Source organism: Tropicibacter sp. S64, assembly GCF_049803835.1.
Taxonomy (GTDB): Bacteria; Pseudomonadota; Alphaproteobacteria; order Rhodobacterales; family Rhodobacteraceae; genus Pacificoceanicola.
The window spans coordinates 237364-250907 of record NZ_JBNAGK010000006.1 but is presented as its reverse complement, the minus strand read 5'-3'; the positions used below and the strand labels follow the sequence as shown (position 1 = coordinate 250907).

The 13544-nt window shown below is 65.5% G+C and carries 9 protein-coding genes; 5 read left to right on the top strand and 4 right to left on the bottom strand.

All coding sequences use genetic code 11. The features are described from left to right. The first annotated feature begins 191 nt into the window (after nucleotides 1-191). From ACP159_RS11955 to ACP159_RS11940, 4 genes are all read left to right on the top strand, one after another. On the top strand, nucleotides 192-4340 hold the full coding sequence (locus tag ACP159_RS11955; protein WP_425099949.1) for an Ig-like domain-containing protein: 4149 nt from the start codon (nucleotides 192-194) through the stop codon (nucleotides 4338-4340). A gap of 80 nt (nucleotides 4341-4420) precedes the next feature. Then, entirely contained in the window at nucleotides 4421-5746 is a 1326-nt protein-coding gene (locus ACP159_RS11950; RefSeq protein ID WP_425099948.1) for a TolC family protein, read from the top strand. A gap of 38 nt (nucleotides 5747-5784) precedes the next feature. Next, the gene (locus ACP159_RS11945) at nucleotides 5785-7953 is read left to right on the top strand and encodes a type I secretion system permease/ATPase (RefSeq protein WP_425099947.1); all 2169 of its coding nucleotides are present in this window, start codon (nucleotides 5785-5787) and stop codon (nucleotides 7951-7953) included. A 1-nt stretch (nucleotide 7954) separates the two neighbouring features. Beyond that, on the top strand, nucleotides 7955-9136 hold the full coding sequence (locus tag ACP159_RS11940) for an HlyD family type I secretion periplasmic adaptor subunit (protein WP_425099945.1): 1182 nt from the start codon (nucleotides 7955-7957) through the stop codon (nucleotides 9134-9136). Nucleotides 9137-9359: 223 nt separating this feature from the next. On the opposite strand, the gene dtd is transcribed toward ACP159_RS11940, so the two are convergent. From dtd to ACP159_RS11925, 3 genes are all read right to left on the bottom strand, one after another. After that, nucleotides 9360-9803 carry a D-aminoacyl-tRNA deacylase gene (dtd, locus tag ACP159_RS11935; RefSeq protein ID WP_425099944.1) on the bottom strand — a complete coding sequence of 148 codons (444 nt, stop codon included), beginning with the start codon at nucleotides 9801-9803 and terminating at the stop codon, nucleotides 9360-9362. Further along, a complete protein-coding gene (locus ACP159_RS11930; protein WP_425099943.1) occupies nucleotides 9800-10696 on the bottom strand; it encodes a carbohydrate kinase family protein in 897 nt (298 codons plus the stop codon). Before ACP159_RS11930 ends, dtd begins: the two co-directional genes overlap by 4 nt. 66 nt (nucleotides 10697-10762) lie before the next feature. Further along, entirely contained in the window at nucleotides 10763-11848 is a 1086-nt protein-coding gene (locus tag ACP159_RS11925) for a TFIIB-type zinc finger domain-containing protein (RefSeq protein WP_425099942.1), read from the bottom strand. 100 nt (nucleotides 11849-11948) lie between these two features. Here ACP159_RS11925 and ACP159_RS11920 point away from each other — a divergent pair, with 100 nt between their 5' ends. Next, nucleotides 11949-12509, top strand: coding sequence for a hypothetical protein (locus tag ACP159_RS11920; RefSeq protein ID WP_425099941.1), 561 nt, complete (start codon nucleotides 11949-11951; stop codon nucleotides 12507-12509). 36 nt (nucleotides 12510-12545) lie between these two features. Here the strand turns inward: ACP159_RS11920 and dapA are convergent, their stop codons facing one another. After that, complete coding sequence (dapA, locus tag ACP159_RS11915) at nucleotides 12546-13421, bottom strand: 4-hydroxy-tetrahydrodipicolinate synthase (protein ID WP_425099940.1); 876 nt, start codon at nucleotides 13419-13421, stop codon at nucleotides 12546-12548. Between the last annotated feature and the right edge of the window lie 123 nt (nucleotides 13422-13544).

Sequence of the window (13544 nt, the reverse complement as noted above, 5' to 3'; positions counted from 1 at the left end):
AATTGTGGCAAATTTGCCCCAAATTCGCCACAATCCAAAGCCCATCTAGTAGCAAACATGGGAAAACACACCGGATTTTCCCGGTTGGTCAAATTGTATCTAGCGAATTGAGCGGAAATGCGCTAACCGAATACCAGAAAAATAAAGGACGGCCCGACAAACAGGCCGTCGATAGGTAGAGCGGTGTAACAATGAACGCGATCGATTTCGTGATCCGTACCCGTACGGGTGCAGTTGAGCGTGGGTCTGTGGCAGGTGAAAATCAGGGTTTCCTGATCGATGCGGGCTCAGGCAACGATATTTCAATCAATATTAGCCAGGCGGACCTGCGCAGCTATGACCGCGCGGCAAACGACCTGCTCATCACGCTGGCTGATGGCCGCGTGCTTGTTCTCGAAGGGTATTTCGACGGTGGGGCGGACAACCGTTTGTTCGTCAGTTCCCAGGGCACGCTCAACCAGGTCAGTTTCGTCGAAGCCGAGGGCGGCGCGCTCTACGCGCAATACGGGCCGACGGAGACCTGGGGAAAATGGAGCCCATCGGACGACCTGATCTTCATCGAAGAACCGACCGTGGTGGCCGACGCAGGCTACGGCGACGACGAGGTTTCGATGCTCGGGGCCGGAATGCTGGGCGGGCTGACCGGCCTGAGCGGCCTCGGCGCGGCGGGGGCAGGGCTTGCGGGCCTCGGCCTGCTTGGTCTCGCAACGGGAGACGGTGGCGGCGACGGTGGAAACGGTGGCAGCGACGGTGGTGACGGTACGCCTGACACCGGCACGAACCCCAATCCGAACCCGAACCCCAATCCGAATCCGGCACCGCTTCCGGCTACGCCGACTGTGGACCATGCGACGGATTCCTTCGACATCAGCGGCAACGACGTTCCGGAAGTCGTCATCACCGGCACCGGCGAGCCGGGCGATCAGGTTTCCGTGACCATCGACGGCACCACGGTGACCGGCGTGATCGGCACGGATGGCAACTGGGAAGTGGTCTTCGACGATGGGGATTTCCCGTCTGACGGCGTCTACGAAGATGTGGTGGTCACGGTCACCCATCCGGACGGCAGCACCACGGACCTCGACGGCCCGACCTTCGCAATCGACACCACCCCGCCGATCATCGACATCACCGAGGGCACGGTTTCGCTGGGCGACCTGTTCAACGGCGACGCCTATGACGCGAGTGGGGTGAGCATCAGCGGAACCGGTGAGCCGGGCGCGACACTGGAACTCACGGTCGGCAGCTATGTCGAGACCGTGGTGATCGACGCCAGCGGGACCTGGACGTTCACGCTGGACGACACCGTGTTCCCGGCGGGTGAATACGTCACCGACATCACGCTGACTGCCACGGACAGCTTCGGCAACAGCACGGTGCTGCTGGATGCGGTGCAGGTGGATACGGTTGGGCTGGTCAGCCTCGACAACGCGCCGCTGACTGGCGACGACCTGATTTCGCAGGCGGAATACGCGGCAGGTGTGACCCTGACCGGCACCTCGCAGGCAGGGTCCAGCGTCGATGTGACCATCGAAGGTGTGACCAAGACGATCACGGCGGATGCGACCGGCGCGTGGAGCGTGACCTTCGGCAGCGCGGACCTTCCGGCGGGCACCTACAGCACCACCGCGACCATCGTGGCGACGGATGCCGCGGGCAACGTGGCGTCGATGACGCATGACTTCAGCGTCGACACCGAGGTCTCGCTGACAATCGACACCGGCACGGTGACCGGAGACGGCATCGTCAACGCGGGTGAGCAGGCGGCGGGGGTGACCCTGACTGGCACCGCCGAGGCGGGCTCCTCGGTTGTGGTGACGGTCTCCGGCTCGGCGTTGACCGCGACCGTGGCCAGCGATGGCAGCTGGTCCGTGGACATCCCGAGCGCGCTGATCCCGACCGGGCAGACGAGCCTCGACGTCTCCGCTTCGGCGACCGATGCGGCGGGCAACGTGACCACGACCACCGGCAGCATTGCGGTGGACACCACGGTTTCCGTGAGCATGAACACCGCCACCGTGGGCGGCGACGGTATCGTCAACGCAGGCGAGCAGGCCAGCGGTGTGGTGCTGACCGGCACCGCCGATGTGGGTTCGACCGTGGAAGTCATGGTCTCCGGCACGGCCCTGACCGCCACTGTCGCAGCGGATGGCAGCTGGTCCGTGGACATCCCGAGCGCCCTGATCCCCACCGGGCAGACGAGCCTTGCGGTCTCCGCGACAGCAACGGATGCCGCCGGAAACAGCAGCTCGACCTCCGGCAACATCGCCGTGGACACCGAAACCGCCGTGAGCGTGAACACCGCCGGTGTCGCGGGGGATGGTGTGGTGAACGGAGCGGAGCATGCGGCGGGCGTGATCCTGACCGGCTCCGCCGAACCGGGAGCCTCCGTCATGGTGACGCTTGGCGCGGTGACGAAGGCCGCGACCGTGGCCGCGGATGGCAGCTGGACCGTGACCTACGCGCCCGCAGAGGTGCCGACGGGCGAGAAGACCCTTCCGGTCACCGCCGTCTCCACCGACGCTGCAGGCAACACCGCCACGGCGACCGGCGATCTGGACGTCGACACGCTGGTGCGCAACTTCGCCATGACCTCCACGCCGGGCGGCGCGGACGGGGTGCTGAACGGTCAGGAAGCGGCGCAGGGGCTGACCCTGACCGGCACCACCGAGCCGGGCGCGACCGTCATGGTCACGCTCGACGGCGTGGCGCTTCCGGCAACCGTGGATGCAAGCGGCAACTGGACGGTGACCTACGCGCCGGGGCAATTGCCCTCGGGCGAGCGGACCGTGACGCTGATGGCGGTCTCCACCGACGCGGCGGGCAACACCGACACACTGACGCAATCGGTGCAGATCGACACCGACGCGGGTATCCTGACCATCAGCCCGGCGCCGGTCGAGGGTGACGACATCGTCAACTTCGCCGAAGCCTCGGACGGGGTGGTGCTGACCGGCACGTCCAACCCGGGCGAGATGGTCACCGTCACCATGAACGGCGTCAGCCACACGGTGCAGACCGGTGCCAACGGCATCTGGACCGCGCCCTTCGCGGCGGGTGAGATCGCCCCCGGCACCTACACCGCCGAGATCACCGCGACGATCACCGACAGCGCGGGCAACACGCTGACGCGGACAGATTCGGTGAAGGTGGACACGCAGGTGGACAACTTCGGTGTCTCCTCCGATCCGATCGAGGGCGACGGCATCATCAACGCGGTCGAGGCCTCCAACGGCGTGACCATCGCAGGCACCACTGAAATCGGCGGCTCCGTGCAGCTGATCTTTGGCGGCATGGCCTACGCGGCGACGGTGGATGCATACGGCAACTGGACCGTGGACCTGCCAGCGAGCGCCATGCTCTCGGGCGAGACCTCCGCTCCGGCGCGGGTGGTGACCACGGACATGGCGGGCAACACCGCCGAGACCTCCATCACCCTCGTGTTCGACACCGAGGTGAGCACGCTTTCCTCTACTTCCGATCCGATCACCCCGGATGGCGTGGTCAACGCGGCGGAAGCGGCGGCGGGGATCACCCTGACCGGCACCGTGGAAATCGGCTCGACGGTAAACGTGACCCTGGGCGGCGTTGTCCACACGGCGACGGTGGATGGCAACGGCAACTGGACCCTCGCGGTTCCGCCATCGTCCATTCCGACCGGCACGCTCAACGCCACGGCGCTGATCGAGGCGACGGACGCAGCGGGCAACGTCGACAGCATGACGCAGGTCATCGCGATCGACACCGAGGCACCGGATGCGCTGGGCTGGGAAGGCTATGGCCGGAACCACTCGGGCGTGGACCAGATCCGCACCGACATCACCTCCGATGTTGTCGATATCGGTGTGGTGGGCGGCACGGACGCGGCTCCGGTCATCGTCGATGTCTCGCTCGAAGGCTCCTACGACGTGCCGGGGCTGGGCGTGACTTTCCACGATTTCGTCGGTTCGGTGCCGGATGGCTCGCATCTCGTGGTGACCACCACGGACGCGGCGGGCAACACCTCGGGCAACTACCTCGTCACCGACGATCCGCTGACCAACGAGGTGATGTTCACCGACCAGCTGGCCAACGCCCTCTCGGAGTTCCAGGTGGAGAGCATCGACCTGAGCTTTGCCGAGGACAGCCACCTGACCATCACCGAGGCGCAGATCGTCGCGCTGTCGAGCCATACCGACACGCTGATCGTGCACGGCGGCAGCGATGACAGCGTGACCCTCACAGGCGCGACGCATACCGGGACCACGCAGGTGGATGGCGCGACCTTCAACACCTACAGCCTTGGCGATGCGACGATCCTGATCGACGATGACATCACCAATGTGACCGGACTTGTCTAAGTACCAGTAACGTCCGGAGGGCCGGCCGAACCGGCCCCCGGATCCCGACATAACATAACGCGCCGACACGGGGGCACGACATGAGCAGAAGCAGGCGGAGCCTGGGCTGGATCATCGCGGTTGCGATGCTGCCCGGATGCAGTACGGACATGCCGGAGGGAGCGGTCACCCGCTTTATGGGCGGTGCGCCGAAGGCCGAGGTGCCGACGGCTGAACCGGCCGTGGCGGCTGTGAGGCGTGGCAGCGAGGTCAAGGGCGCCGAGGGCTCGGCCATCATCGGAGCTCTGCAGGCGCGTCCTTCCGTCCTGCTCTCCGGCACCCCCTACAGCCGTGTCGCCGACGCCGTGATCGCCTCCGACGCCCGTGTCGCGGAGGCCGACCTTCGCGTGGCGCAAATGCGGGCGCAGGCGGCGAAGTACAACTGGATGCCGCGGATCGGGCCGCGGGTGTCGCTGACCTCGCTGGGAGATTTCGTCGCGGATCTGGTCATCAACCAGGTGCTTTTCGACAATGGCCGCAAGATCGCCGAACGCGACCTCGCGAAGGCGAACGTGGAGATTGCCGCCGTCACCCTGGTCGAGGATGGCAACAAGCGGGTCTATGACGCGCTGTCGCTGTACCTGAAGGCCGAGGAAAACCGCGAGATTTCCGCGCATCTGGAGCGGACCCTGCAGGACATGGCGCATTTCGAATGGGTCATGCAGGAGCGCGTGAACGGCGGCGTCTCCGACATGTCCGATCTCAACGTCCTGCAGCAGAAGCTAGCCGCCATGCGGGCCCGCTCCGGCGAGGCGCGTGAGGCCACAGGCACCGCGATGGCGGAACTCAACGCGATGTCGGCGCGGCCCTTGAGCGATCTGCGCGGCATTGGAGGTCTGAAAACGGTCCCCGCCGCCGAGGCGCTGGGCGTGATCCGGGCGCGGGCAGAGCGGGAGCGGACCTTGGCGGAGGCGCGGATTGCCCGGGCCTCGCATCTGCCGGGGCTGGCGGCCAATGCGGACTCGAATGGCAACTACGGGGTCGAAGTCACCACGGACCAGCTGTTCTCCGTCGGCAACATCGCCGAGTTCAAGGCCATCGAAGCGGTGCGCGAGGGCGCGGATCGCCGGGTGGCGGAGGCGCGGGAAGTCGCGGATCGCCGGGTCGAGGCGCAGTTGCGCCAGTCCGAGGCCTTCCAGCGGCAGGCCACCGAAGCGGCGACGCTGACCGCGCGGGCCAAGCAGAACCTCGATCTGTTCCGCGCCCAGTACGAAGGCGGTCAGCGGCAGGTGACCGATGTGGTCAGCACTTACGAGACCTATGCGCAGGCGCTGGAGACCGAGATCGAGCTGAAATACAAGGCCGCCCGCGCCGAACTGGAACTGGCGCGTCTCAAGGGCGCCCTCGCAGAAGGCGCAAGCATTTGACGAAACCGGGTGGCTCTCTTGCGGGCAAGGCCCGTGCCATGCTCCGCGCCGTGCCGAGCGCCGCGCCGGGTGCCGCGCGCCGCGCGCCGCGCCATTCGGACCGGGCGAAGAACCGCGCCGAGCTGATCGCGGTGTTCGCCGGGCGGCTCGGGGTGGAGGCGAAGACACCGGACATTCTCGAAGCCCTGTCGCAGCACGCCGGGTGCGATGACAGTTACGACGGGTTTGCACTGACCGCCGGAGCGAAGGCGGCGGGTCTGCTCGCGGAGATGCGCACGGTCTCTGGCCTGAAACCGGACTTCTGGCCCGCACTCGCCGTGATGCAGAACGGGCAGGCGGTGCTGGTCCTGTCGCAGGAGGATTGGGGCCTGTCGATCTACGACCCCGAGGCCCCGGACCGCCGCAGCGAAGTCTCCCTCTCGGAGTTCCAGCCCTACTTCACCGGCGAGGTCATCCACGCCGAGGCCCCGGTCCGGACCCTGTCCGAGACCCACGCGGCGCTGAACGATGGGCAGCACTGGTTCTGGAGCGAATTCGGCCGGTTCAAACGGCACTTCCTCGAAGTGGCGCTTGGTTCCTTCGTGGCGAATCTGCTGGCTGTCGCGGTCGCACTCTTCTCCCTGCAGGTCTACGACCGGGTCATTCCGCACCAATCGGAGGCGACGCTCTGGGTGCTGGCCGCCGGTGCCTTCCTTGCCCTGACACTCGAAGCCTTCCTCAAGGTGGCCCGCTCGCAGCTTCTCGACGGGGCAGGGCGGCAGATCGAGATCGGCGTGCAGAAGACGCTGATGGACCGGCTCCTTGGCATGCGCTCCGACACGCCGGGCCGCGCACCCTCGCAACTCTTCTCCTCCATGCGCGAATTCGGCTCCGTGCGCGAATTCTTCACCGCCTCCACCGTGGGCGCGCTGGCTGACATTCCGTTCATCTTCGTCTTCCTGCTGCTGGTCTGGTCCATCGCGGGCAGCGTCGTCTGGGTGCTGATCCTCGGTGGCATCCTGATGGTCGTGCCCGGTTTCTTCATGCAGAAGCGCATGATGCGGCTGACGCGGGAGATGCAGGGGGCATCGGCGAAACAATCGCGCCTCCTTCATGAAACCGTCGTCGAACTCGATACGATCAAGACGCAGCGCGGCGAGGACCGCTTCCGCCGCCTCTGGGACGAATTGACCGCCGTGCAGGCGCTGAAATCCTCGCAGCAGCGGCGGCTGGCCTCGGTGCTGACCTTCTGGAGCCAGGGGGTGCAACAGGGCACCTATATCTTCGCGGTGATCCTCGGTGCCTACCTCGTTTTTGCCGGGGAGTTCACCGTCGGCTCGATCATCGCCACCGGCATCCTGACCTCCCGCACCCTGGCGCCGCTGACGCAACTGGCGGGCATCCTCGCCCGCTGGGGCAATGTCAAATCCGCCCTCGACGGCCTCGACGGGCTGGCGCATACGGCGCAGGACCGCGACGGCAACCGGCACTACCTCCGCCGCGAGAAGCTGCAGGGGCGGTTCGAACTGCGCGACGCGGCCTATCACTATGACCCGGAGGGCGCGCCGCAACTCGACCTCAAGCAACTGGCGATCCAGCCGGGTCAGGTGGTGGCGGTTCTCGGCACCAACGGCTCGGGCAAGTCGACGCTGCTCAAGCTGCTCACCGGGCTCTACGCGCCGACGCAGGGCAAGGTTCTTATCGACGGCACCGAGATGAGCCAGATCGACCCGCGCGACCTGCGCCGCTCGATTGGTTATCTGGGGCAGGATGTGCGGCTGTTCCAGGGCACTTTGCGCGACAACCTCAACCTCTCGATGCTGGAGCGTAGCGACGACCGGCTGTTCGAGGCTCTGGACTTCGCGGGGCTGGGCCAGTTCGTGAAGGCCCATCCGAAGGGACTCGACCTTGACATCCGCGACGGCGGCGAGGGGCTGTCCGTCGGACAGCGGCAGAGCATCGGCTGGGCCCGGCTCTGGCTGCAGGACCCGGACGTCTGCCTGCTGGACGAGCCCACCGCCGCGCTCGACCAGACGCTGGAGAAGACGCTGATTTCCCGGCTCGAAAAATGGCTCGAAGGCCGGACGGCGGTGATCGCCACGCACCGCGTGCCGATCCTGTCGCTGGCGTCCCGCACGCTGATCCTCGCAAACGGCCGCATGGCCATCGACGGCCCGCGCGACCAGGTGCTCGACCACCTGCGCACGGCGGGGCAGGGGGCCGCCTGACATGAGCACGAACAGCACCAACCTCTCCGCGCAGCTGGCGCAGGACCTGAAAGGCCCGTCCTTCACCATCTGGCTCTGTGCCGCCTCGGTCTGGGTCTTCATCATCTGGGCGAGCTATGCCTGGGTGGACGAGATCGTGCGCGGCGATGGTGAGATTATCTCGTCCAGCCGTCCACAGATCATCCAGAACCTCGAAGGCGGCATCCTCGCCGAACTCCTCGTCAAGGAAGGCGACGAGGTGCTCAAGGGCGACGTGCTCGCGAAGCTTCAAGGCATGCAGTTCCGCACCTCTGTCGATGACCTGCGCGACCAGATCACCGCCCTCGAGATCCGCCGCCTGCGGCTCGAGGCAGAACTGGCGGGAGCGTCAACCTTCGACGTTCCCGCCTCTTTGGCGATGCGCTCGCCGGACCTGGTTCAATCCGAGAAGGCCCTCCTGCAGGCCCGCCAGTCCGACTACCTGTCCCGCAAATCCGGAGCGGAAAGCGTTCTGGTACAGGCGCAGAATGAACGGGACCTGATGGAGAACCTGCTCGACAAGAAGGTCGTGGCCCTGATCGAAGTGACGCGGGCGCGCAAGGCCTATGCCGACGCCAAGAAGATGTTCGACGAGATCGTCACCCAGACCGAACTGGTGCGGGCGGAAGAGTATTCGGAGACCTTGAAGGAACTTGCGACGTTGCAACAAAACCTCAAGGCCTCCCAGGATCAGCTGAACCGCACGGTTCTGGTCTCGCCGATGCATGGCATCGTGAACGCCCTGTCGGTGACGACCATCGGCGGCGTGGTCCGACCCGGCGAGGAGATCTTGCAGATCATTCCGGCGGATGAGGAACTCTTTGTCGAGGCCCAGATCAAGCCGCAGGACATCGCCAACATCCGGCGCGGGCAGGAAGCGACGATCAAGCTGACCGCCTATGACTACACGATTTACGGGACATTGAAGGGTCGGGTGGACGTGATTTCCGCCGACACCTTCAAGGACGAACGCCGCCCGGAACTGGAGCCGCATTACAAGGTGACGATCCGTGTGGACATGGATTCGCTGACCGACCGGCAGGCGTCGATCGAGATCCGTCCGGGGATGCAGGCCCAGGCGGAACTGCATACGGGCGAGAAGACGGTTTTGCAGTACTTGTTGAAACCGCTCTACAAGAGCCGCGAGGCGCTGCGCGAGCGGTGAGCGGGTTCTTGGGTATTTGAGCCAAGAAGAAACGCAAAAACAGCGCTCCCCTCATACTTGGGACAACCAGCCTCTGACGCGTCTCGACTGCGGTTGAAGAAAGGACGCCGTTTCGGTCCGACCTTGTCGGGCGCGGCTTTGATGATGAGCACCGCGGCCCTGTTTCTTCTTGGTCCAAATACCCATCTTTTGGGGGGTGCGGGGGTGGAACCCCCGTGTTCGGTCAGTCTGCGGTATCCATCCAGATCGTCACCGGCCCGGCGTTGGTCAGGCTCACGTCCATGTCCGCGCCGAAGCGGCCGTTGGCGGTCTCGACGCCCTGCTCCGCGACCTTCGCCGTGAAGTACGTGTAGAGTCTCTCGCCATCCGCCGGAGCGGCAGCGGCGCTGAAACCGGGACGGTTGCCGCGAGAGGTGTCGGCGGCCAGGGTGAACTGGCTGACGATCAGCGCCGCGCCGCCCGTGTCGATGAGGGAGCGGTTCATCCGGCCTTCGTCGTCCTTGACTATGCGCAGTTTGGCGATCTTCGCCGCAAGCCTGTCGGCCTCTGCCTCGGTGTCGCCCTGCATAGCGCAGATCAGAATGAGCACGCCCGCGCCGATTTCTCCGACGGTTTCACCGGCGATGTCGACCTTCGCAGTACTGACGCGCTGGATCAGGGCTCTCAAAGCTCGTGGCTCCAAGGCGGGTTGGCCCCGGCGCGGCTGACCGTGACGGCGGCGGCCTTAGCGCCCAGTGCGGCGGCAGGGGCGAGGGCGTCAAGGCTGGCTCCTGCGAGGGCGGCGCGGGACAGCAGGCCCGCCTGACGCAGCCCTTCGAGGAAGCCCGCGTTGAAGGTGTCGCCCGCGCCGACGGTGTCGACCACGGTGACTTTCTGCGCCGCCACGCGGGTCGTGCCATCGCGGGTCACGATGTCAACGCCTTCGGCACCACGGGTCACCAGGATGACCTTGGTGTGCTCCAGCAGCGCCTCCGGCGTGGTGCCGAGCCAGTCCATGTCCTCGTCCGAGATCTTCACCACATCCGCCCGTTCCAGCATTTTGGCCAGACGGGCTCGGTACCTTGGCTCATCGGTGATGAAACCGGGGCGGATGTTCGGGTCGATCATAACCGGCAGGTCACCGGCATGCAGGCACATGGTGCAATAGCTGTCCGCCTGTGGTTCCGACACGAGGCTGATGCCGCCGAAAAACAGCGCGTCCACTTTGCCCGTGACATCCGGCAAGTCGGCCTCGGAGAGCATTCGCCCGGCGGTGTTCTCATCATAGAAGGCGTATTTCGCGTGACCGTCCGTCAAAGTAACGAAAGCCAGCGTTGTCGGGCGGTCCGAGCGCGGGCAAAGGGAATGGTCGACCTTCGAGGCCTCCAGCGTCTCTTCGAGGATCTTGCCGAAGAGATCGGAGGACAGCCCGCCGAAATACCCCGAAGGCGCACCCAGCCTCCCTAGTGCAATGGCCGTGTTCATCACCGCGCCGCCCGCGTAGGGCGCGAAACAGGGCTCGCCCGCTTCGCTCTGACGCGGCAGCATGTCGATCAGGGCTTCTCCGCAACACAGGATCATCGGGCGTCCTCCTCCAAGAGATGTTTGCGCTAACTACCCGCGCAGGGGCTTGTCTGGCAAGGCTTGTTACTGGTTCTGCGCGACGAAATAGCCGACAATCCCGGCCACGATCAGGCCGAGCACCACGGCGAAGGCGATCTTCCACGCCGAATACGGACGCTCCCCCTGCACCCGCCCGGTGCGGCCGTTGACGACGAACCGATAACTCTTGCCCTGGTATTTGTAGGCCGCCAGCCAGACCGGCAACAGGATGTGCTTGAAGGTCACCGCGCTGATGGCGGTGTCGACCGAATGCACCCGCTGCTGGTCGCCGCCGATGTCGAAGCGGACGTCGCGGTGGATGACCTGGTCCATATGGGCGCGGGCCTCGTGGAACCCCTCGTCGAGGTCGACCTGATAACCTTCCGCCCGGAAACCGGCGAGGTACTCGGGCCGGTAGGTCTCCAGCGCCGCGAGGTCCCAGGGCTCCAGCGCATCGGTGAAGCGTTTCGGCAGGGAGCGGGAGGCGAGCACCAGCACGTCGTCGAAGAAGCGGCTGACATGGCCGGATTTCGGGGTCCAGCGGATCTTCTGCACACGCTGCGTGGTCATCTTGCCGTCGCGCATGACCTGACGGGTCTCGTAGTAGATGGTGCCGCGCTCGCCCCGGTAATCGCTTTCGGTCTGGGCGTCGAAGGTCCAGTAGGGCACATAGATGCCGGTCATCTTGCGTCCCTTGCGGGCGTATTCCTGAAGGCCGTTGGGCGCGAACCAGAGCGAGCCAAGCCACTGGGTCATGGCGTCGCGGGCGTTGGTTTCCTCAAGCGCGAAGGGCAGGACGCCGCGCGGCTTGATGTGCCGATGGGCGCCGGTGTCGGTGACGAGAGGCGTCGCGCAGAACGGGCATTCGGTGGCGTGCACGTCCGGGTCGAACTCGATCTCGGCGGCGCAGTTGGGACACTTGGAGACCCGGGTCTCCTCCATCTCCTGCAAGGGCAGGAGGTTGTCCATGGCGGCCTTGAAGTCGAGCTCGCGGATGCTGCCCTTCCACGGTCCGGCATCGGTGATCTCGCGGGTGTTGCCGCAATGATCGCAGACCAGCTTTCCGGCATCGGGATCAAAGCGATAGTCCGCGCCGCACTGGTCGCAGGGGAAGCGATGTTCTTCGGTCATGCGTGGCCTCTCGCTGCCGTTTGGCGGGAGGTTAATCGCTTTGGCGAGGATGCAAAAGAGGGGCGTTTCCCTGCCTTCGGGAATACCCTAGGCTGCGGGCATGACTCGGCTTCTTGTTTTGATCTTCGGCATCATTGCCGGTTCGGTCGCCCAGGCCGACCCGGTGACCTGGCGCTTTCAGTGGACCGGCGCGGATGGGTATTCCATGGCTGGGGCGATGAGCTTTGACAAGGCCCTGATGGCGGAGCGCGTGGTGCGGGAAGGCGATGTCTCCTGCTTCTTCATCGAGGGCTTTTACGAAGGCCAGCCGATCGGGCGCTGGGCCTTGACCATGCTGCACGAACGGACCTCGTGGCGGCTGCACTTCGTGCCGGGTGAGGGGGCCTTCGTGGTGGAGGGGCGCGGTATTCCGATGCCGCAGGCGTGGAACATGAACGGCGCGGGAGACGATTGCGGCAAGGGAGGCTTCGGCTTCAACCTCGGAAATCTGGGACAGGATTTCTGCCGCAACGACGAACCGCTGTTCGCGTCCCGGATCGACCCGTATACGCCGTTTCCGGCGGTCCGCGACGACGGGTTTGAGATGCCGGGGGATGCCTGTCCGGGGCCGCCGGTGATCGGGATGCTTCCCCATGCGCCCACGAAAAAGGGCGGGGCATAGCCCCGCCCTACAGGCCGTTCCGCCTGAACCCGAAGGTCAGTTCAACAGACCGGCGTGGCGCAGTCCCGCGTCCAGCAGGTCGCGGGTCGGCTGGGTCACCGGCATCAACGGCAGGCGCGTGTCCTCTTCGCAGAGGCCCAGCCGCGACATGGCGTATTTCGCACCATTGAGGCCCGGCTCGGTGAAGATCGCACGGTGCAGCGGCATCAGCCGGTCCTGGATGGTCAGGGCCTTCGCATAATCGCCGTCGAGGCAGGCGGTCTGCAGTTCCGAGCACAGGCGCGGCGCCACGTTGGCGGTCACGGAAATGCAGCCGACGCCGCCCTGCGCATTGAAGCCATGCGCCGTCGCATCCTCGCCGGAGACCTGCATGAAGTCCTTGCCGCAAGTGATCCGCTGCAGGCAGACGCGGGCGAGATCGCCGGTGGCGTCCTTCACCCCGATGATGCGCGGCAGCTTGGCCAGTTCGCCCATGGTGGCGGGCGTCATGTCCACGGCGGAGCGGCCGGGGATGTTGTAGATCACGATCGGGATCTCGGCGCAGTCATGCACGGCCTTGAAGTGGGCATACAAACCCGCCTGGGTCGGCCGGTTGTAATAGGGTGTGACCACCAGCGCCGCATCGGCGCCCACTTTCGCGGCATATTGCGTGAAACGCACCGCCTCGTCGGTGTTGTTCGACCCGGCCCCGGCGATGACCGGAATCCGGCCCGCCACGGCCTCCACGACACAGGCGATGACCGCCTCGTGCTCCTCGTGGGTCAGCGTCGGGCTCTCGCCCGTGGTCCCGACCGGCACCAGACCGTGCGAGCCTTCGCTGATGTGCCATTCGACAAGGCGTTTGAGCGTGTCGAAATCCACTGCGCCGTCCTTGAACGGCGTGACCAGTGCAGGCATCGAACCCTTGAACATGACACGCTCTCCTGTGTTGCGGTTATCGTCAGTCGAATTTCAGAGGAATTCCGCCGACCCAAAGGAATTGTGAGTTGAAGGGCCGGATGTGCGCGGTATCCTTGGGGCGTCTATCCCTTTTAT